This window comes from Streptococcus oralis, from assembly GCF_001588645.1.
In the GTDB taxonomy this organism is placed as follows: domain Bacteria; phylum Bacillota; class Bacilli; order Lactobacillales; family Streptococcaceae; genus Streptococcus; species Streptococcus oralis_AB.
This window is the reverse complement of the sequence record NZ_LAYF01000006.1, coordinates 20,322-39,990: the sequence shown is the minus strand read 5'-3', so window position 1 is coordinate 39,990 and position 19,669 is coordinate 20,322. Positions and strand designations below refer to the sequence as shown.

At 43.5% G+C, this 19,669-nt stretch carries 19 protein-coding genes and 1 riboswitch; of the genes, 6 read left to right on the top strand and 13 right to left on the bottom strand.

The annotated features are described in order from the left end of the window. Positions 1-23: 23 nt before the first annotated feature. The 7 genes from fabG to A0739_RS05745 form a co-directional block, all read right to left on the bottom strand. Complete coding sequence (fabG, locus tag A0739_RS05775) at positions 24-755, bottom strand: 3-oxoacyl-[acyl-carrier-protein] reductase (protein WP_001177613.1); 732 nt, start codon at positions 753-755, stop codon at positions 24-26. A 45-nt stretch (positions 756-800) separates the two neighbouring features. Further along, on the bottom strand, positions 801-1,721 hold the full coding sequence (gene fabD, locus A0739_RS05770; RefSeq protein WP_000167631.1) for an ACP S-malonyltransferase: 921 nt from the start codon (positions 1,719-1,721) through the stop codon (positions 801-803). Continuing rightward, entirely contained in the window at positions 1,714-2,688 is a 975-nt protein-coding gene (fabK, locus tag A0739_RS05765) for an enoyl-[acyl-carrier-protein] reductase FabK (RefSeq protein ID WP_000857452.1), read from the bottom strand. Before fabK ends, fabD begins: the two co-directional genes overlap by 8 nt. 117 nt (positions 2,689-2,805) lie before the next feature. Then, positions 2,806-3,030 carry an acyl carrier protein gene (locus tag A0739_RS05760; protein WP_000257840.1) on the bottom strand — a complete coding sequence of 75 codons (225 nt, stop codon included), beginning with the start codon at positions 3,028-3,030 and terminating at the stop codon, positions 2,806-2,808. 57 nt (positions 3,031-3,087) lie between these two features. Further along, on the bottom strand, positions 3,088-4,062 hold the full coding sequence (locus A0739_RS05755; protein WP_000852970.1) for a beta-ketoacyl-ACP synthase III: 975 nt from the start codon (positions 4,060-4,062) through the stop codon (positions 3,088-3,090). After that, on the bottom strand, positions 4,062-4,496 hold the full coding sequence (gene fabT / locus A0739_RS05750; RefSeq protein ID WP_061587365.1) for a fatty acid biosynthesis transcriptional regulator FabT: 435 nt from the start codon (positions 4,494-4,496) through the stop codon (positions 4,062-4,064). Before fabT ends, A0739_RS05755 begins: the two co-directional genes overlap by 1 nt. A gap of 89 nt (positions 4,497-4,585) precedes the next feature. Beyond that, positions 4,586-5,371 (bottom strand): enoyl-CoA hydratase, encoded by a 786-nt coding sequence (locus A0739_RS05745; protein ID WP_001015588.1) that lies wholly within the window; start codon positions 5,369-5,371, stop codon positions 4,586-4,588. 283 nt (positions 5,372-5,654) lie between these two features. On the opposite strand from A0739_RS05745, the gene A0739_RS05740 reads away from it, so the two are divergent. From A0739_RS05740 to serS, 3 genes are all read left to right on the top strand, one after another. Continuing rightward, positions 5,655-7,019 carry an aspartate kinase gene (locus A0739_RS05740; RefSeq protein WP_061587364.1) on the top strand — a complete coding sequence of 455 codons (1,365 nt, stop codon included), beginning with the start codon at positions 5,655-5,657 and terminating at the stop codon, positions 7,017-7,019. A 2-nt stretch (positions 7,020-7,021) separates the two neighbouring features. After that, positions 7,022-7,393 (top strand): DUF956 family protein, encoded by a 372-nt coding sequence (locus A0739_RS05735; RefSeq protein ID WP_000079379.1) that lies wholly within the window; start codon positions 7,022-7,024, stop codon positions 7,391-7,393. Between the two features lie 213 nt (positions 7,394-7,606). Then, positions 7,607-8,881, top strand: coding sequence for a serine--tRNA ligase (serS, locus tag A0739_RS05730; protein WP_061587363.1), 1,275 nt, complete (start codon positions 7,607-7,609; stop codon positions 8,879-8,881). A gap of 24 nt (positions 8,882-8,905) precedes the next feature. Here serS and A0739_RS05725 read toward each other — a convergent pair whose 3' ends face one another. The 6 genes from A0739_RS05725 to zapA all read right to left on the bottom strand — a co-directional run bounded on the left by A0739_RS05725 (position 8,906) and on the right by zapA (position 15,550). Beyond that, positions 8,906-9,805: a TDT family transporter gene (locus tag A0739_RS05725; protein WP_061587362.1), complete on the bottom strand. Its 900-nt coding sequence runs from the start codon at positions 9,803-9,805 to the stop codon at positions 8,906-8,908. 110 nt (positions 9,806-9,915) lie between these two features. Next, positions 9,916-10,464, bottom strand: coding sequence for a carboxymuconolactone decarboxylase family protein (locus A0739_RS05720; RefSeq protein ID WP_000206774.1), 549 nt, complete (start codon positions 10,462-10,464; stop codon positions 9,916-9,918). A gap of 131 nt (positions 10,465-10,595) precedes the next feature. After that, positions 10,596-11,918, bottom strand: a complete 1,323-nt coding sequence (locus A0739_RS05715; RefSeq protein WP_061587361.1) for an alanine/glycine:cation symporter family protein — start codon at positions 11,916-11,918, stop codon at positions 10,596-10,598. 89 nt (positions 11,919-12,007) lie between these two features. Beyond that, a riboswitch (glycine riboswitch) is annotated at positions 12,008-12,096 on the bottom strand. Positions 12,097-12,265: 169 nt separating this feature from the next. Continuing rightward, positions 12,266-14,602 (bottom strand): endonuclease MutS2, encoded by a 2,337-nt coding sequence (locus A0739_RS05710; protein WP_061587360.1) that lies wholly within the window; start codon positions 14,600-14,602, stop codon positions 12,266-12,268. A gap of 100 nt (positions 14,603-14,702) precedes the next feature. Continuing rightward, positions 14,703-15,251: a CvpA family protein gene (locus tag A0739_RS05705; protein ID WP_061587359.1), complete on the bottom strand. Its 549-nt coding sequence runs from the start codon at positions 15,249-15,251 to the stop codon at positions 14,703-14,705. Further along, on the bottom strand, positions 15,248-15,550 hold the full coding sequence (zapA, locus tag A0739_RS05700; RefSeq protein WP_000002028.1) for a cell division protein ZapA: 303 nt from the start codon (positions 15,548-15,550) through the stop codon (positions 15,248-15,250). Before zapA ends, A0739_RS05705 begins: the two co-directional genes overlap by 4 nt. An 86-nt stretch (positions 15,551-15,636) precedes the next feature. On the opposite strand from zapA, the gene rnhC reads away from it, so the two are divergent. From rnhC to recD2, 3 genes are all read left to right on the top strand, one after another. After that, complete coding sequence (gene rnhC, locus A0739_RS05695; protein ID WP_061587358.1) at positions 15,637-16,518, top strand: ribonuclease HIII; 882 nt, start codon at positions 15,637-15,639, stop codon at positions 16,516-16,518. Positions 16,519-16,521: 3 nt separating this feature from the next. Then, a complete protein-coding gene (lepB, locus tag A0739_RS05690; RefSeq protein WP_001083995.1) occupies positions 16,522-17,136 on the top strand; it encodes a signal peptidase I in 615 nt (204 codons plus the stop codon). Positions 17,137-17,263: 127 nt separating this feature from the next. Further along, complete coding sequence (gene recD2 / locus A0739_RS05685; protein WP_061587357.1) at positions 17,264-19,630, top strand: SF1B family DNA helicase RecD2; 2,367 nt, start codon at positions 17,264-17,266, stop codon at positions 19,628-19,630. Positions 19,631-19,669 lie beyond the last annotated feature (39 nt).

The following is a 19,669-nucleotide window of genomic DNA, read 5'->3' as shown; positions in this document are numbered from 1 at the left end:
TTACCTATATCTTTCCTTATTTTTTACATGCTAAGTCCGCCATCAACAGCGAGAACTTGTCCAGTCAAATAATCCTGTCCGGCCAGGAACACTGTAGCATCTGCGATATGATCTGCTTGACCAAACTGTTTCATTGGGATTTGTGCCAATGTCGCTTCCTTGACCTTATCAGACAAAACAGCCGTCATATCTGACTCGATCATTCCTGGTGCAAGAGCATTTACGCGAACATTACGATTGGCAACTTCACGTGCAACTGACTTGGTAAAACCAATCAAACCTGCTTTAGAAGCTGCATAGTTGGCTTGTCCGATATTTCCCATCAAACCAACCACACTAGACATGTTGATGATCGCACCTTCACGTGCCTTAATCATCTGTTTCAAGACTGCTTGCGTCATGTTGAAGGCACCTGTCAAGTTGATCTTAATCACTTTTTCAAAGTCTTCTTCAGTCATCTTGAGCATAAGCGTATCTTGAGTGATCCCAGCATTGTTGACCAAGACATCAACAGAACCGAGTTCTGCAATCGCTTGATCTACCATACGCTTGGCATCTGCAAAGTCTGAAACATCACCTGAGATCGGTACTACTTTGACACCGTAGTTTGAAAACTCAGCCAGCAATTCTTCTGAGATTGCTCCACGACTATTCAAAACTACATTAGCGCCTAGTTGAGCAAATTTGTGAGCAATGGCAAGTCCGATACCACGACTTGAACCTGTTACAAAGACATTTTTGTTTGTAAGTTGCATTCTATTTCTCCTATTTCCTGTTGTATTTTGTGGGAGAAGGAATCATTAGTTTCCTAACAAAGCATCCAAGCTTGCTTGGTCTTCAACGTTAGCTAGCTGAGCTGTTTTATCGATTTTTTTGACAAAGCCTGATAGGACCTTACCCGGACCAATTTCAATAAAGTTGGTTACCCCAGCATTCTGCATCACAGCAATACTTTCATAAAAACGGACAGGTTCTTTGACCTGACGCGTCAAAAGCTCTTGGATTCGACCTTTTTCCATGACAGCAGCTTCCGTATTGCCGACTAGTGGGCAAGTAAAGTCAGAAAAACTCACTCCTTCAAGAGCTCCAGCTAGTTGCTGACTGGCTGGCTCAAGAAGAGCTGTATGGAAAGGACCAGATACATTTAAAGGAATCAATCGTTTTGCTCCTGCTTCCTGCAAGAGTTCAACTGCGCGGTCAACCGCAGCCACCTCACCACCGATAACGATTTGGCTTGGGGTGTTGTAGTTAGCTGGAGTCACTACTCCAACTTTAGAGGCTGTTTCACAAGCTTCCTCAATCACTTCAACTGGAGTATTAAGAACGGCTACCATCTTTCCAGATCCTGCAGGTGCAGCCTCTTCCATATAAGCACCACGCTTAGCAACCAAGGCAACTGCCTCTTCGAAGTCCAAGGCACCACTTGCTACAAGAGCAGAATATTCCCCAAGAGACAATCCTGCTACCATATCCGGCTGGTAGCCCTTTTCTTTCAATAGTCGGTAAATAGAAACCGAAGTCGCTAAAATAGCTGGCTGCGTATAGCGAGTCTGGTTTAACTTGGTTTCTTCCTTATCAATCAAGTCACGAAGGTCATAACCCAAAACCTGACTGGCTTGGTCAATTGTTTCCTTGACGATAGGGTAGCAATCATAGAGATCACGCCCCATTCCTAGATACTGAGCACCTTGACCGGCAAATAGAAAGGCTGTTTTAGTCATTTCTTACAACTCCTGCCCAACGAGAGGCTTCTTCTTGAATTTTTTTGGCAGCGCCATAGTATAGATCTTTTAGGATTTCTTCGACAGTTTCCTCTTTAGAAACCAAACCAGCGATCTGACCTGCCATGACGGATCCACCTTCTACATCTCCATGAACAACGGCTTTAGCAAGAGCACCAGCTCCCATTTGCTCAAAAATTTCTAAATCTGGATTTTCTTGTTTAAAGGCATCCTTTTCAGCCTGTTCAAAGTCACGTGTCAACTGATTTTTAATGGCGCGAACAGCATGTCCAAAATGTTGAGCTGAGATAGTCGTATCGATATCACGCGCTTTTAAGATTTTTTCCTTGTATTTTGGATGGGCGTTAGATTCCTTGGCTACTACGAAACGCGTACCAACTTGAACAGCCTCTGCACCAAGCATAAAGCCTGCAGCGACACCTTCACCGTCGGCAATTCCTCCAGCTGCGATAACCGGAATTGAAACAGCTGCAGCAACTTGGCGAACCAAGGTCATCGTTGTTAATTTACCAATATGTCCACCGGCTTCCATTCCCTCTGCAATAACTGCATCTGCACCAATTTTTTCCATGCGTTTTGCTAAAGCAACACTTGGAACAACAGGAATAACTGTAATTCCTGCATCATGGAAACGAGTCATGTATTTACTTGGATTTCCTGCACCAGTTGTAACCACCTTGACCCCTTCTTCAATCACGAGATCAACGATGTCTTCTACAAAAGGTGACAAGAGCATGATGTTGACACCAAAAGGTTTGTCCGTAAGTGATTTGATTTTATCGATATTAGCCTTTACGACCTCTTTAGGTGCATTCCCACCACCAATGATTCCTAGACCACCAGCTTTTGATACTGCACCAGCCAAGTCGCCGTCTGCAACCCAGGCCATTCCTCCTTGAAAAATAGGATAATCAATGTTCAGTAATTCTGTAATACGTGTTTTCATAGTGCCTCCATCATTCCTTGCTTACGTAATAGTTCGACGAGTTTATCATTTGAGTTTCAAACTATTACCTAAACAAGAGGGAGTGGGTTTCCCCTACTCCTTCTAGTAATATGTTAATTATTTTGTTTGCTCTTCAACGTAGGCAACCAAGTCACCAACTGTTTTCAAGTTATCTTCTGCTTCGATTTGGATATCGAAAGCATCTTCGATTTCAGAGATTACTTGGAACAAGTCCAATGAATCTGCATCCAAATCATCAAAAGTAGATTCAAGTGTTACTTCTGATGCGTCTTTCCCAAGTTCTTCAACGATAATTTCTTGTACTTTTTCAAATACTGCCATGATAGGACTCCTTTAAAATATAAAAAATTTATAACTATGTGTTTACCACATGATTACCTAGATTGTAAGAATGAGTGTGCCCCATGTCAAACCTCCACCAAAGCCTGATAGGAGAATCGTCTGGCTACCATCTAAACGAATCATGCCATTTTCCACACACTCTGAAAGCAAAATCGGGATACTTGCTGCACTGGTATTCCCATACTCCATCATATTGGCAGGAAGCTTGTCTCGGTCTACACCGATTTTCTTAGCCATCTTATCCAAAATGCGGATATTTGCCTGATGAAGCAAGAGATAATCCAATTCCGATGCTGCGATTGGACCATTTTCAATGGTTTCTTTGATCGATCTAGCAACATCACGATTTGCAAAATCAAAAACTGCTCGTCCATCCATCTTCAAAAAAGCAGGAACTGCTTCTTGATCTGAGAAAGGAGAAGCCAAAGCCGTTTGACCATAGGTCAAACACTCGCTCCGAGAGCCATCTGTATAGAGACTTTCCACAAGGAAGTGCCGTGTTTCGCTTGCTTCCAAGAGAACCCCACCAGCACCATCCCCAAAGAGAACAGCTGTTGAACGATCTGACCAATCAACTGCCTTGGATAAGGTCTCAGCCCCGATAACAATCCCTTTTTTGAACTGCCCAGAACTTAAAAACTTTTCTGCAGTTGAGAGAGCAAATACAAAGCCACTGCATGCTGCTGTCAGATCAAAGGCGAAAGCTCTATGCGCTCCGATATTTGCCTGAACTCGAGCTGCTGTGGAAGGCATCATCGAGTCTGGGGTAATCGTCGCTACAATGATAAAATCAATCTGATCCGCTGTTAAGCTCCCTTTAGCCAACAAGCTCTTAGCTACTTCTGTCGCCAAATCACTTGTAGACTCTGTTTTTGAGATATGTCTCTGTTTAATTCCTGTCCGACTTGAAATCCACTCATCGCTTGTGTCCATGATTTGGGCTAAGTCATGATTAGTGACCACTTGCTCTGGAACATAATGAGCAACCTGGCTTATTTTTGCAAAAGCCATTATTTCAAATCCTCCAAAAATTGATAAAGATTGATTAATCCTCTCCCCATAACTTCTATTTCCTCAGGACTCATGTCATCGATGATTTTTTCGACCATTGCCTTGTGAAAACGTCTATGAAGACGATGGACTAACCGACCTTTCTTGGTCAAATGCAGATAGACCACACGTCGATCCTGATCAGAACGAATACGCTCAATATAACCTTTTCTTTCCAGGTTATTCAAGCTAGTTGTAACCGTTCCAAGAGTTACCATCAGTTCCTTTGAAACCTTGCTTGGTGTTGCCTCCGGAAACTTTCCAATCACATCAATCGTGTGCATTTCTTTTATGGAGATGTCTTTGAATCGACTACCTCGTAAGCTAACCTCCTCGATCACAAGGACATTGTTGAAAATAGATGTTAGATAATCATTTACTTGTTGGTAGTCCAAATCGTTTCCCTCCTTCTAAAAAACTTTCACAATCAAAGCATTTGATAAAAGAAGTATATCAAACTTCAAAAAATTGTGCAAGTATTTTTTTACATTCCTGTAAATTTCGGTCTTCTTCTTTCAGAATGTGCTCGAACCCCTTCTTTAAAATCTTCAGTTAGAGATAACGATTCTTGTAATTTCAATTCTAATTCAGCATAATTCTGCCAATCCTTAAATTGACTTTCCCAAACTAACTTTTTAATCGCTGCGTATGAGTTTGCTGAACCTCTTCTTAATTTTTTCAGAACTTGTTCTCTTGTTTTTTCTAATTTGTCAACTTCACAAACACGGTATACCACGCCCCATTCTAGCGCTTTTTCAGCAGTTAAGGCTTCACCTGTCATAGCAAGTTGTGCAGCCCGTGTTACCCCGATACTACGACTCAAGAGATGAATCCCACCAGCGTCTGGCGCCAAGCCAACTCCAACAAAGGCTTGGATGAATTTTGCCTTATCAGTCGCCAAGCAAAAATCGACTGCTACTGCCATATTTGCTGCAGCGCCAGCAACCGCTCCATCTACCTCCATCAAAACAGGTTTAGGAATTTGCTTGATTTTAAAAGAAATTGTATTGACTAATTCTGCAATCTTATTCAAAGAAGGGATATCATCTTCGTCTACTGCTCGTTTCATCTCAACCAAGTCTCCCCCAACTGAAAAGACCTTCCCATTAGCATTAATCAAGATGAACTGCACAGCTTGATCCTGCTCTGCTAGAGTCAAAGCTTCTAAAATCTCCTCACACATTGGGATATGGAAACCATTTGCCACTTCGGGACGATTCAAAGTAATGATAGCAAGATCATCTACGATCTGATATAAGATATGATTCATAGCTTCTCCTTTTCTTTTGTAAGGCAATAAAATTGTTTTATCATCAAAGTATACCTTTTTTTGGATAAAGAGGCAAGGAAAAAACTAAAGGAAAGTGTCTCAGCTGATTATTTACCCATCATTTATGAGTGTGAGTAAAATTTGACACTCTTACTTTTAAATCGTTATCGCTTTTCAGAATAAGTTAGTGTTTTCTTCTATTATAATAGGAAGTTATTTTCGTCATTGAAAAATGCCCCTCTTTCTGCTATAATCGTATAAAATACTTACTTGAGGAGTCCTTATGAAGGTTGTAAAATTTGGTGGAAGCTCGCTTGCCTCTGCTGGTCAGTTAGAAAAAGTTTTAAACATCGTTAAAAGTGATAAAGAGCGCCGTTTTGTAGTCGTTTCTGCACCCGGTAAACGCAATGCTGAAGATACCAAGGTAACTGATGCCTTGATCAAATACTATCGCGACTATGTAGCTGGAAATGACATCAGTGCTAGCCAAAGCTGGATCATTGACCGTTATGCGGCTATGGTTAGTGAACTAGGGTTAAAACCTGCTGTTTTAGAAAAAATCTCTAAAAGTATTCGGGCCTTGGCAACTCTTCCTATAGAGGATAATGAATTTCTCTATGATACCTTCCTAGCGGCTGGAGAAAATAACAATGCCAAATTGATTGCAGCCTACTTTAACCAAAACGGCATTGATGCACGCTATGTTCACCCAAGAGAAGCTGGGATTGTTGTTACAAGCGAACCAGGAAAAGCACGTATCATTCCATCTAGTTATGACAAGATTGAAGGCTTAGCTGATAGCAACCAAGTCCTTGTCATCCCTGGTTTCTTTGGTGTGACTAAGGAAAATCAAATCTGTACTTTTTCACGTGGAGGTTCAGATATCACAGGTTCTATCATTGCAGCAGGTGTTAAGGCTGATCTCTATGAAAACTTTACAGACGTAGATGGTATCTTTGCTGCCCATCCTGGTATTATCCACCAACCACACTCCATTCCTGAATTAACCTACCGTGAAATGCGTGAGTTGGCATATGCTGGATTTTCAGTCCTTCATGACGAAGCCCTTCTACCCGCCTACCGCGGAAAAATTCCTCTTGTCATCAAGAATACCAACAACCCAGACCACCCCGGAACACGCATTGTTTTAGAACACAGTAGTGATAAATTCCCAGTAGTCGGGATTGCGGGTGACTCAGGATTCGTCAGCATCAACATGTCTAAATACCTCATGAACCGCGAAGTCGGGTTTGGTCGCAAGGTTCTTCAAATCCTTGAGGACCTCAATATCGGTTGGGAACACATGCCTACAGGTATCGACGATCTTTCAATCATCCTCCGCTCCCGTGAATTGACTCCTATCAAAGAAGAAGAAATTCTACGTCAACTCGTTCAAAAGGCTGAAGTGGACCATGCTGAAATCGAACATGACCTTTCAATCATTATGATTGTGGGAGAAAAGATGAAGAGCCATATCGGGGTAACTGCTACTGCAACACGTGCTTTGTCTGAGAATAAAATCAATATCCAGATGATTTCCCAAGGTTCAAGTGAAGTTTCCATCATGTTTGTTGTCAATAAAGACCAAGAAAAGGCAGCTATCAAGGCTCTCTACCATGCCTTTTTCGATGAAAGTAAGGAAGACTAATCATGGCCCAATCACTCAATCAAGTCATTGACCTCCAAACCACTGGAACATCTTACCTCTCTATCTCTGGAAAGGTTGGAAAATTTCTAGTCGGGGATCAAGCCTTAGAGTTTTATCCTGATGTCAATGTCGAACAATATATCCAAATCCCCTGGTCCAGCATTCAGCAAATCGGAGCCAACGTAAGTGGTCGCAAGATCAGCCGTCACTTTGAAGTCTTTACTGACCAAGGAAAATTCCTCTTTGCTTCAAAAGACTCTGGAGCTATCCTAAAAATCGCTCGGGAAAAATTAGGAAACGACAAGGTTGTGAAACTTCCGACTCTACTCCAGACCATTGGACAAAAACTTAAAAATCTATTTGCAAAAAAGTAAAAACTTTAGTATAATCATAGCAACGGATAAGTAGGTTATCTCCTTCTTTCAGAAAGTCTGCGGGTGCTGCGAGCAGATAGGAGGGATAGGTGAAATTCTACCGTTAGTAACAATTACATATACAATCAAGTGCACACCTGTGAAGTTGGATGGAACCGTGGCCCTGCCACTCCAACACTTTGTCAGGTGTGCTTTTTTCATAAAGGAGTTCTTATGTTAGATATCAAACGTATTCGCACAGATTTTGATGCTGTCGCAGAAAAATTGGCTACACGTGGTGTAGATGCTGCTATCTTAAATGAGATGAAAGAAATCGATGCTAAACGTCGCGACATCTTGGTCAAGGTTGAAACTTTAAAAGCAGAACGTAACACAGTTTCAGCTGAAATTGCCCAAGCCAAACGCAATAAGGAAAATGCCGATGACAAGATTGCTGCTATGCAAACCCTATCTGCTGAAGTCAAAGCCTTGGATGCTGAATTGGGGAAAATCGATGCCAAGTTGACAGAATTTACCACGACTCTTCCAAACATCCCTGCCGACAGCGTTCCTGTTGGAGCTGATGAGGACGATAACGTTGAAGTTCGCCGTTGGGGTACTCCACGCGAGTTTGACTTCGAGCCAAAAGCTCACTGGGATCTTGGTGAGGACCTCGGTATCCTTGACTGGGAACGTGGTGGTAAGGTAACAGGAGCTCGCTTCCTTTTCTATAAAGGTCTTGGCGCTCGTTTGGAACGTGCCATCTACAACTTTATGTTGGATGAGCATGGCAAGGAAGGCTATACAGAAGTCATCACACCTTACATAGTTAACCACGACTCTATGTTTGGCACTGGTCAATATCCAAAATTCAAAGAAGATACTTTTGAGCTCAGCGATACCAACTTTGTCTTGATTCCAACGGCTGAGGTGCCCCTCACAAACTACTACCGTGATGAAATCCTTGACGGAAAAGACCTACCAATCTACTTCACTGCTATGAGTCCATCATTCCGTTCTGAAGCGGGTTCTGCTGGTCGTGATACACGTGGTTTGATTCGTCTACACCAATTCCACAAGGTTGAAATGGTCAAATTTGCCAAACCAGAAGAATCTTACGAAGAATTGGAAAAAATGACAGCCAACGCTGAAAATATTCTTCAAAAACTCAACCTTCCGTACCGTGTGGTTGCGCTCTCTACTGGGGACATGGGCTTCTCAGCTGCCAAAACTTACGACTTGGAAGTTTGGATTCCAGCCCAAAATACCTATCGTGAAATCTCAAGCTGTTCAAATACAGAAGATTTCCAAGCTCGTCGTGCTCAAATCCGTTACCGCGATGAAGCAGATGGCAAGGTGAAACTCCTTCATACCTTGAACGGTTCTGGACTTGCAGTTGGACGTACAGTGGCTGCAATTCTTGAAAACTACCAAAACGCAGATGGTTCTGTGACCATCCCAGAAGCTCTTCGTCCATACATGGGTGGAGCTGAAGTTATCAAACCATAAAAAACAAGGCCTAGCTATTTCTAGCTAGACCTTTTTTCGTAACCAAATCAGATAAGCACCCAATACGAAGAATAAAATAGTAAGGCAAATAACAGTTTCAGCCAACACCAGATAATCCAGAAATGAAAGTTTCAAAATTCCCTGAGCCATCTTGAGCGAAGTAGCTGTGATAATGGTTGGGAAGGTTAGGGCTGAGAAGGCTGGTTGAAATCCTTGTTTTAAAATATTGGGTAGGCGAGTTAACACAAAGAAAAAGAAGGATTGAGATGCCAAAATCATGACGATCAAAAGCCAAGTCGGTAGGCCTGCTCCTCCAACTCGAACTAGGGAAGCCAAGAGTAGAGAAAAGGGAGCACAGTAGATTCCTTCTTGTCCAAGCAAGGCTAGTGGGAGTGGAGTTTTCTTTAAATCGCTATAAATAAGCGGATAGAGATAGAAGGTCAAGACAAAACCAAAACTCAAGGTCGCATAGGCAATTTCAATGATACCTACCAGAGGATAGGTCAAGGCTGCTACTGCTATCCCCACATAGAGCACCGTCCAGCTAGGAGTCGCATTGACCCTCCGACCCGGACAGGCAAATTTGATGGTAAAAGTAGCAATCAAAGCCAAATCCAAGAGAAATGAAAACCACCAGATCCCTTGTGCTACCAAAGGAAGAGCAGGGAATACGCGAAAGACATAGGTCGATAAAATCATTCCAGCCATAGGAAAAGTGGCCATCCCAGATAAAAGAGGGGGCTTGGTCAATTCTTGCTTGGTTTCTTCCCAATTAAAAAGATGAAGAATCAGAAAGAAAATCCACAACACTAGACCAATCAGACTCAATAAATGCGACAGAACTGGCCAAGTATCTGCAATCAAATTTCCTGCACCTGCTAAACCTAATAAACAGCCAGAGAATACCAAGGGGAGCTTTTTCATCCGAGCCTCCAATAATCATGTTATTATTAGTATAGCATAAAAGCGCTTAAAATAGCATAGAAAAATGAAGACTGGATTGCTCAGTCTTCATTTTTTCTTTCTGATTCGAACTAGGCATAAGGTTGTAATTCTGGGTTAATAGGCGTATTGGCTAGGTTGTTGGCATAGTTGCAGAGGCTGGCAAGACTAACACCGAGAACCACGTCCAAGGCATTTTGTTGCGTGTAGCCAGCTTCCAAAAATTCAGCCAAGGCTTCATCTCCTACACGCCCTTTGGTATTGATGACCGCCAAGGTAAACTTAGCTAGAGTATCTAGTTTTGGATCTGTCTCGATTGGAGTACGGTTGCGGAGAGCTTGGAGAAGATCATCATTCATCTGGATTTGTTTGATCGAAAAGGCAGTATGACCAGCGACACAGAAAGCACAACCATTAGTTACGGCAGCTGTGATTTGCACTACTTCGCGTTCCACTGGAGTCAGGCTATTGCGACGGTTGATGGCTCCGACAGTTCGGTAGGCTTCAAGGGCGGTTGGGGCATTGGCCAAGAGACCGATTAGGTTGGGAATATAGCCATTGTTGTCTTTTTGTACTGTTTCAAGAACTTCTTTTACTTCTGCTGGTGCTGATTCTACTGTGTGGATGGTAAATGTTGTCATAAGAAACCTCTTTTCATTTTATTGTCATTTAGTCTATCATAGAACTTCACCCTTGGATAATATATATTTTCAATCGCCTTGATAAAAAATGTCTATGAAATGAAAAAAATCACACTAAAAGTGTGATTGGATTAGTGTTTAAAATACTTTTTAGTCTCAGCAATGACGACTGGCGACAAAACTAAGAGGGCAATCAAGTTTGGTAAAGCCATCAAGGCATTGACGATGTCTGCGATAATCCAAACCATATCCAACTCGATAAAACCTCCCAACAAGACCATGACTACAAAGACTACACGATAGAGCCAGATAAAGCGGACACCAAAGAGAAACTCAAAACAGCGCTCTCCGTAGTAGTTCCAACCGAGAATCGTCGTAAAGGCAAAGAGTACAAGGAAGATGGTCAAGAGGGCAGGTCCAAAATGTGAAAAAACTGTTGAAAAGGCCGACTGGGTCAAGGCAACACCATTTAATTCCCCGCTCCAAACACCAGTTACTAAGATTGTCAGACCTGTAAGAGTACAGATAATCAACGTATCAATAAAGGTTCCTGTCATGGAAATCAAGCCTTGCTCTACTGGTTCATTTGTCTTAGCCGCAGCAGCTGCAATGGGAGCTGAACCAAGACCAGATTCATTAGAAAAGACTCCTCGCGCCACACCATTTTGGATAGCCATCCGAATACTGGCACCTGCAAAACCACCTACCGCAGCTACTGGACTAAAGGCTGAAGTAAAGATGAGGGCAAGTGTGGCTGGAATTTTCTCGATATTAAAGAGAATAACTGTAAGAGTCCCTAAAATATAGACAATAGCCATAAAAGGAACAACTGCTGTCGAAACTTTTGATATGGATTTGAGGCCACCAAAGACAGCAATCCCTACAAAAATGGATAAAATCAGAGCTGTGATAGCTGGATTAACTTGGGCTGTATTTTGAATGGATTCTGTAATCGAATTGACTTGGGTAAAGGTACCAATCCCTAGAAGGGCCACCAATACACCCGCTAGGGCAAAGAAGATAGCAAGTGGACGCCACTTTTCTCCCATCCCCAAAAGAATGTAATGCATGGGTCCTCCAGCTACAGCTCCATTTGCATCCTTAGTACGGTATTTGATGGCCAGTAAGCCTTCGGCATACTTGGTCGCCATCCCAAAGAAGGCCGCCATCCACATCCAAAAGAGGGCCCCTGGTCCCCCAACCTTAATGGCTGTTGCGACCCCGATGATATTTCCCGTACCAACGGTGGCTGCTAGAGCCGTACAGAGAGCAGCAAAGCTCGACACATCGCCGTGCCCCTTGTCCTTGGTAAAGATCAACTGAAAGGCCTTAGGGAGACGAGCTACCTGCAAAAGGCCTAGTCGGATGGTCAAATAGATACCCGTTCCGACCAATAAGATCAAGAGGGGAGGCCCCCAAGCAAAAGCATCAAGCGCTTTAAGCAATTCTAACATGTCCTTCTCCTATCTTTCAACCCCAAAAGAAAGAGCACATGCAAGATACATGTACTCTGGAATGCTTAGATAAATGCCAAAAAGCGGTCTATCCTAGCTCTGTCCTTTTACCTGAGAGTTTGAGCAGTTACCTGCCTTGCCCCTTCGGTGCCTTTACGGTCTCTCCAGAGTTCCGTCCATTTACAGTCATGGAAAACAAACCTTTCTCCACTTCTATTAAACTTCATTCGGTGTTGGTATTTTATTTTTTATTATTCTACAAGAAAAGTTAGCCTTTGTCAATATATTCTATGAAACTTTTTGACCTTTCATTTCTTTTTTTCAGAAAGAGCGAATCCTTCTTCTCTCTATCCTTTAAAGGTCACAATGGTTGCGCCACTACCGCCAGCATTCTGTGGAGCATAGCCGAAACTCTTAACATGCTTGTTTCTTTGTAGGTATTTGGTGACGCCCTCACGGATGACTCCCGTACCGATACCATGGATGATGTCGACTTGCGCCATGTTATTGAGCAGGGCTTGGTCGATAAAGGCGTCCAGCTCATTCATAGCCTCTTCGTACCGTTTACCTCGGAGATCCAGTCTCGCTTGCGGACCACGACCAGAAGCTCGTTTGACGACATTGACTTGTTTTTTCTTGACTGAGGCTTCTTGCTGAGCCTGAACAAGGTCAAATTCTTTCTCCTCCAAGGTCATCTTGATCAAGCCAACTTGGGCTTCCCAACGGCCGTCCTTAAGCTGATTGGTCAAAGTTCCACGTTGACCATAACTGAGAACAATGATATCATCCCCAACCTTTGGAGCTCGGTTTTTCTTGGCTTTTTGAAGGACCTTGTTTTTAGACAAGTCGACTTTTTCAGGAGCTAGTTTTTTCAGCTCAGCCTTGGCTTCAATGATTTCATGGGGTTTGAGTTGAGACTTACTGTGGAGGTTCTTGAGAATCTGGTCACTCTCATTTAGAGCAAGTTCCACAATCTCGGCAGCCTGTTCACGCGCCTTGTTGAGCTCAATTTCCTTTTCACGATTGAGTTCGTTATAGAGTTTTTTGAGTGCTCGGTTCATCTTGAGGTTTTCTTGCTCCACCTCACGGATATTGTCCAAGCGTTTGCGACTTTCAAGCGTTTGCTCTTCCAATTGTTCAATGATACGGTTGACATCATTATCTTGGTTGACCTGCTGACTGGCATCCCCGACAATGACATCTGACAAGCCCAGACGTTTGGCAATTTCAAAGGCATTGCTTCGGCCAGGAACTCCCTGCATAAAGCGATAGGTCGGACGCAAGCTGGCTGTATCAAACTCCATGCTGGCATTTTGCACAAAAGCTGTCTCGATACCATAAGCCTTGAGTTCTGGATAGTGGGTCGTCGCCATGGTCTTGACCTGACGCAGACGAAGATCCTCCAAAATAGCCATAGCAAGGGCTGCTCCCTCCTGCGGATCGGTCCCTGCCCCAAGCTCATCTAGCAATAAGAGCGAATGTTGGTTGACCTTGCCAAGAATATCTACGATATTGGTCATGTGGCTGGAGAAGGTAGACAAGCTTTGCTCGATAGACTGCTCATCCCCAATATCCGCGAAGATTTCCTCGAAAATACCGACACGGCTTCCTTTATCAGCTAAAATGGGCAAGCCTGACTGGGCCATGAGTTGAGTCAAGCCCAGGGTTTTGAGCATGATGGTCTTCCCACCTGTATTGGGACCTGTAATGACAATGGCCGTTAATTCCTTACCAAAGTGTACATCGTTTGCGACAGCATTTTTGACCAAAGGATGGCGAACATGAAGGAGTTGAATCTCTTGGTTCTCTGAAAGTTGAGGAACAACTGCTTGTCTTTCTTGGATGAAACGCACCTTGGCACGAATCAGATCCAGATGGCCGATAATCCAAGCGTCATTAGCAATCTCAGCAGCATGAGGGCGGATCCGTTCTGAGAGCTCCTGCAGGATACGAATCATCTCATAGCGTTCATCAGCTCGCAGACTAGCGATTTCTTCGCTCAGCTTGACCACCTCACGTGGCTCGATGTAGACCGTATTACCACTGGCAGAGATGTCATGAACAACACCTGCAATCTTATTGCGATAGGTGTTCTTTACTGGTAAAACTTGACGGCCATTTCTGCTAGCGATAATCCCTTCCGTCAACATCTGCGCTTTTTGCTTGAGAAGGTCGTGTAAGACATCTCGAACTTGACTCTCGCTATCATGGATTTTCCGACGGATACGTGCTAGCTCTTCACTGGCGAAATTTTCGATAAATCCTGCATCGTTTAGGGCTTGGAGACTCCCTTGCAAGTGTGGAAAATCATGTAGTTTTTCAAACCATCTCGCCAACTGCTCCAAGCGTACATTTTCAAGATTGGCATAAAAACTTTGCAACTCTCTGCTAGCAAGCAAGACCCGTTTGAGGAGCAGGAACTCCTCAATGTTGAGGTCCGCCCCCATCTCCAGACGCTTGCAAACAGCTGATATCTCACGCGTCGCTAGGATGGTAAAGTGAGGTTGCTCCACAAATAGAGCTTGCATTTCCTCCATCTCTGTAAAGGCTTGCTTGATCTTATCCACCTTGGCAGTTGGGGCCAAGCCTTTTAGCTCCTCTAGTCCTTGTTCTGTCAGGAGATGAGGTTCAAACAAGGCCTTGATTTTATTAAATTCTAAGGTTTCTAGTATTTTTGTATTCATATTTTTTCCTTGTATGCTGGTTTACAAGATTATAGCAACTAGAGGTTTTGACCTAGTCGTCCAATCTGTAAACAAAGGGCTAGGAAAAATCCCGCCCTTTTTATCCGATTAAATTTGTCACCCAAAGTTGTTTGATAAGATTTGTCGTAAAAGGGACGCTTTGGATGATGTTTTTGGCTACTATACTTTTTTCGAGTGAATTTTGAATGACTGCCAAAGGCACCGTTGCAAGAATGGTCAGAGCCATTTGCAAGACAAATAAGGTTACCAATAGCGACAATAGGCCTGCTCCCATACGGAACCATTTGACATCGAGCTTTTTAGTTGAAATCAAGTGTAGGAACAAACCGATAAATCGTCCGATACTGTAACAAATTCCGAAAACTAGAAGGTAGGCGAGACCCGCATAAAAGACCTTGTCTAGGTGAAACAGCTGGTCTGAAGGGAAGAAAAAGGTGCCCTGTCCTTCCTGAGGATTGGCATAAGGGACAAGCAAGTGGAAGTGATCTCCCAGCGATTTATAAAACTGTCCCGCAACAAAGGCTGAAATTACTGCAACGAGGAAATAATAACTTTGCAGCACCAAACCTCTACGGTAGCCGATGTAAAAGCCCCAAGCAAGAACCAATAAGAGTAGGATTGAAATCATAGGGAATCCTCAATCTTGCTCTGTTCTTGTTTGACAGCAATCAACTTGTGGCGGAGTTCTAACAACTCTTGCTCCTTGTCATCAAATTCAATTTCACGATTGAGCTGTGTAGACAGGCAATTGACCGCTAAAAGAAGCGCAATGGTCTCATCATCCGCCCCAGGCATTTGTTCTTTAATTGCTTGGTATTTTTCAGTCGCAACCTTGGCAATTTCCTCCATAAAGAGGTTGTCATGCTCGGTTGTCAAGGTTAATGTCTTTTTCCCGAATGTAAACTTATATCGATTTAGATTTGCCATAAAATTCACCTCACGATATTATACCAAATTTCGCTAACTTTGTCAGTTTTTACCAATTCTCCTGCTTTTGTGGTACAATAGAGACTATGGCAAGTATCACACTCACACCAAGTGAACAGGAAATTCAGAGCTTTTTAAGTCAGTATCAGAAGGCTCTCAGTCCTAGTAAAAATCCTTATATTCGCTATTTTTTGAGATTGCCTCAGGCAACAGTTTCCATCTATACTTCTGGAAAAGTCCTCCTGCAAGGCGAAGCTGCTGAACACTACGCCAGTTTCTTTGGCTATCAAGTTGTAGAGGAAACCAGTGGACAAGATTTCCCTATGATTGGGACCGATGAGGTGGGAAATGGTTCCTACTTTGGTGGGTTGGCTGTCGTGGCTTCCTTCGTAACACCTGACCAGCACGACTTCTTGCGAAAACTCGGCGTGGGAGATTCTAAGACTCTGACAGACCAAAAGATTCGTCAGATTGCCCCTATCCTCAAGGAAAAAATCCAGCACCAAGCGCTCCTCCTTTCACCTAGCAAGTATAATGAAGTTATCGGAGAGCGTTACAATGCTGTTTCTGTAAAAGTTGCCCTTCACAATCAGGCTATCTTTCTCCTGCTCCAAAAAGGAGTCCAGCCAGAAAAAATCGTGATTGATGCTTTTACAAGTCCTAAAAACTATGGCAAGTACTTGGCGCAAGAAGCCAACCGTTTTCCAAACAAAATTAGCTTAGAAGAAAAAGCCGAGGGCAAATACCTGGCTGTTGCGGTTAGCTCCATCATCGCGCGTGAACTCTTCCTCGAAAACTTGGAGAATCTTGGACGAGAACTAGGCTATCAACTGCCAAGTGGCGCTGGAACTGCATCTGATAAGGTTGCTAGCAAAATCCTTCAAGCCTATGGTATGAAGGGACTTCATTTCTGCGCCAAACTGCATTTTAAAAACACTGAAAAAGCCAAAACACTTCTAGAAAGGTAAATTATGAATTCGTTTAAAACATTTCTAAAAGAATGGGGAGTTTTCTTCCTGATTATCGCACTGGTCGGTCTTAGCCGTATCTTTCTTTGGAGCAATGTCCGTGTAGAAGGACACTCTATGGACCCTACCCTAGCCGACGGAGAAGTTCTCTTCGTTGTTAAACATCTCCCAATTGACCGCTTCGACATTGTGGTTGCGCATGAGGAAGAAGGAAATAAAGACATTGTCAAAAGGGTTATCGGCATGCCTGGAGATACCATCCGCTACGAAAATGACAAACTCTTTATCAACGGTGAAGAAACGAATGAACCTTACCTAGCTGAGTACCTCAACTTGTTCAAAACAGAAAAGTTGCAAAACACCTATACTGGAAAAGGATTTGAAGGCAATAAGGGAGTTTACTTTAGAGAACTTGCTCAAAAGGCACAGGCCTTTACAGTCGATGTCAATTCCAACACCAGCTTTAGCTTTACTGTCCCTCAAGGCGAATACCTTCTCCTTGGTGATGATCGTCTAGTCTCTAGCGACAGCCGCCACGTTGGTACCTTCAAGGCCAGCGATATCAAAGGCGAAGCAAAATTCCGTTTCTGGCCACTTAACCGTATCGGAACTTTTTAAGATAAGGAAGAGGCCGAGAATGCTAAGTCTCAGTCTCTTTTTCTATTGCGAGAGAAAACCTTAAAGTAATCTAGCTTTTCAAAGTGGCTAAGGGTCCAACCCTCATGAACTCATGTAAAGGAAACCTATGGAAGTTTATTTTTCAGGCACCATTGAACGTATTATTTTTGAAAATCCTAGTAATTTTTATCGCATTCTCCTCCTAGATATTGAAGATACGGACGCAGAGGACTTTGACGATTTTGAAATCATCGTTACAGGAACCATGGCGGACGTGATTGAAGGGGAAGACTACACTTTTTGGGGGCAAATCGTTCAGCACTCCAAGTATGGGGAACAGCTTCAGATTAGCCGTTATGAACGCGCAAAACCAACTAGCAAGGGCCTTGTCAAGTACTTTTCTAGCAGTCATTTCAAGGGGATTGGTCTCAAAACGGCCCAAAAAATCGTTGATAGCTATGGTGATAATACCATTGACGAAATTCTGGAACATCCTGAAAAGCTAGAAAGTATTGCAGGACTCTCTGCAAAAAACCGTGAGGCTTTTGTTTCCACCCTCCGTCTCAACTATGGGACAGAGATGCTCTTGGCAAAACTAGCTAACTACGGCATTCCCAATAAACTGGCATTTCAGATTCAAGACTTTTACAAGGAAGAAACCCTTGATGTTGTCGAAAACTATCCCTACCAGCTGGTCGAGGATATCAAGGGTTTGGGCTTTACCATTGCTGACCAATTGGCTGCAGAACTAGGCATCGAAAGTCAAGCTCCTGAACGCTTCCGTGCTGGCCTTGTTCATAGTCTCTTTCAAAGCTGTATGGATACAGGCGATACCTATATGGAAGCCCGAGATTTGCTGGAACAGACCCTGACTCTCCTCGAGTCTTCCCGTCCTGTGGAACTAGACCCCAGCCAAGTAGCTAAGGAATTAGCTCATCTGATCGAAGAAGACAAGGTTCAGCAGATTGATACCAAAATCTTTGATAACAGCCTCTTTTTCGCTGAAGAAGGCATTCGCAGTCACTTGGTTCGTATCCTCGAAAAAGGAAAACAGAAGAGTCAGAACTTAGAAACCATTCACAAGCATATCGCTACTGTCGAGCAAGAACTGGGGATTCAGTACGATACCATCCAAAAACAGGCTATCTGCGACGCTATCCAGAACAAGGTCTTTATCCTAACAGGTGGACCTGGTACTGGTAAGACGACTGTTATCAATGGGATTATCGCTGTTTATGCACTTTTAGAAGGACTTGACCTCAGGAAAAAAAGCAGTCTGCCTATCCTTCTAGCAGCTCCAACTGGTCGAGCGGCTCGGCGCATGAATGAATTGACAGGTTTGCCTAGCGCGACCATACACCGTCATTTGGGGATGACGGGAGACGATGATACCAGTCATCTAGAAGATTATCTGGATGCCGACTTCATCATCGTGGATGAGTTTTCTATGGTGGATACTTGGCTAGCCAACCAACTCTTCTCCAATATTTCTTCTAACAGTAAAATTCTCATCGTAGGTGATAGCGACCAGTTGCCTTCTGTTAGTCCTGGACAAGTCCTGGCTGATCTGCTCCAGATACCTCTGATTCCGCAGACTCGTTTGGAACGGATTTACCGTCAGAGCGAAGAATCAACTATCGTTACCTTGGCGAGTCAGATTCGACAAGGAATCTTGCCAGCAGATTTCACCCAGAAAAAAGCTGATCGCTCCTACTTTGAAATCGCTAGTGGCCATATCCCAGCTACCATTGAGAAAATTCTTGGTGCTGCCCTCAGAAGTGGCATTCCGGCTCGCGATATTCAGGTGCTAGCGCCTATGTATCGAGGAACTGCTGGTATTGACGCCATCAACCAACTCATGCAAGACCTGCTCAATCCTCAGCAAAAGGGGCAAGTGAACTTTGAAGCAACTCAGTGTCACTATCGAACAGGGGACAAAGTCATTCACCTAGTCAACGATGCAGAAGTCAATGTCTTTAACGGAGATCTAGGCTACATCACAGACCTGATTCCTGGAAAATACACCGAGTCCAAACAAGACGAGATTGTCATTGATTTTGATGGAAATGAGGTCTCTTACCCACGTAACGAATGGTACAAGATTCGCCTGGCCTATGCCATGAGTATTCATAAGTCTCAGGGAAGTGAGTTTCCTGTTGTCATCTTGCCCATTACCAGTGCTAGCAAGCGCATGCTGGAGCGAAATCTCATCTACACAGCTATCACACGGGCCAAGAGCAAGCTCATCCTTCTTGGTGAATTACAGGCCTTTGACTATGCAGTCAAGCATATCGGGACTGCCCGCAAGACCTATCTGATTGAGCGTTTCAAGGATCTGATAGAATCAGCTGACCAAACCAACCCAGCCCCAAGCGAAACAACAAATCAAGAGGATTCTCCTCTATACTACATCCTCACCGAAGAAAACTGGTCTAGTATTCCCGCTATGATTGGGATTACAGATGCAGATCTCAAAAAGATTTTTGGAAAATAGTGCAACAGAAAGCCCACCTAGTCAGGTGGGCTTTTTCTC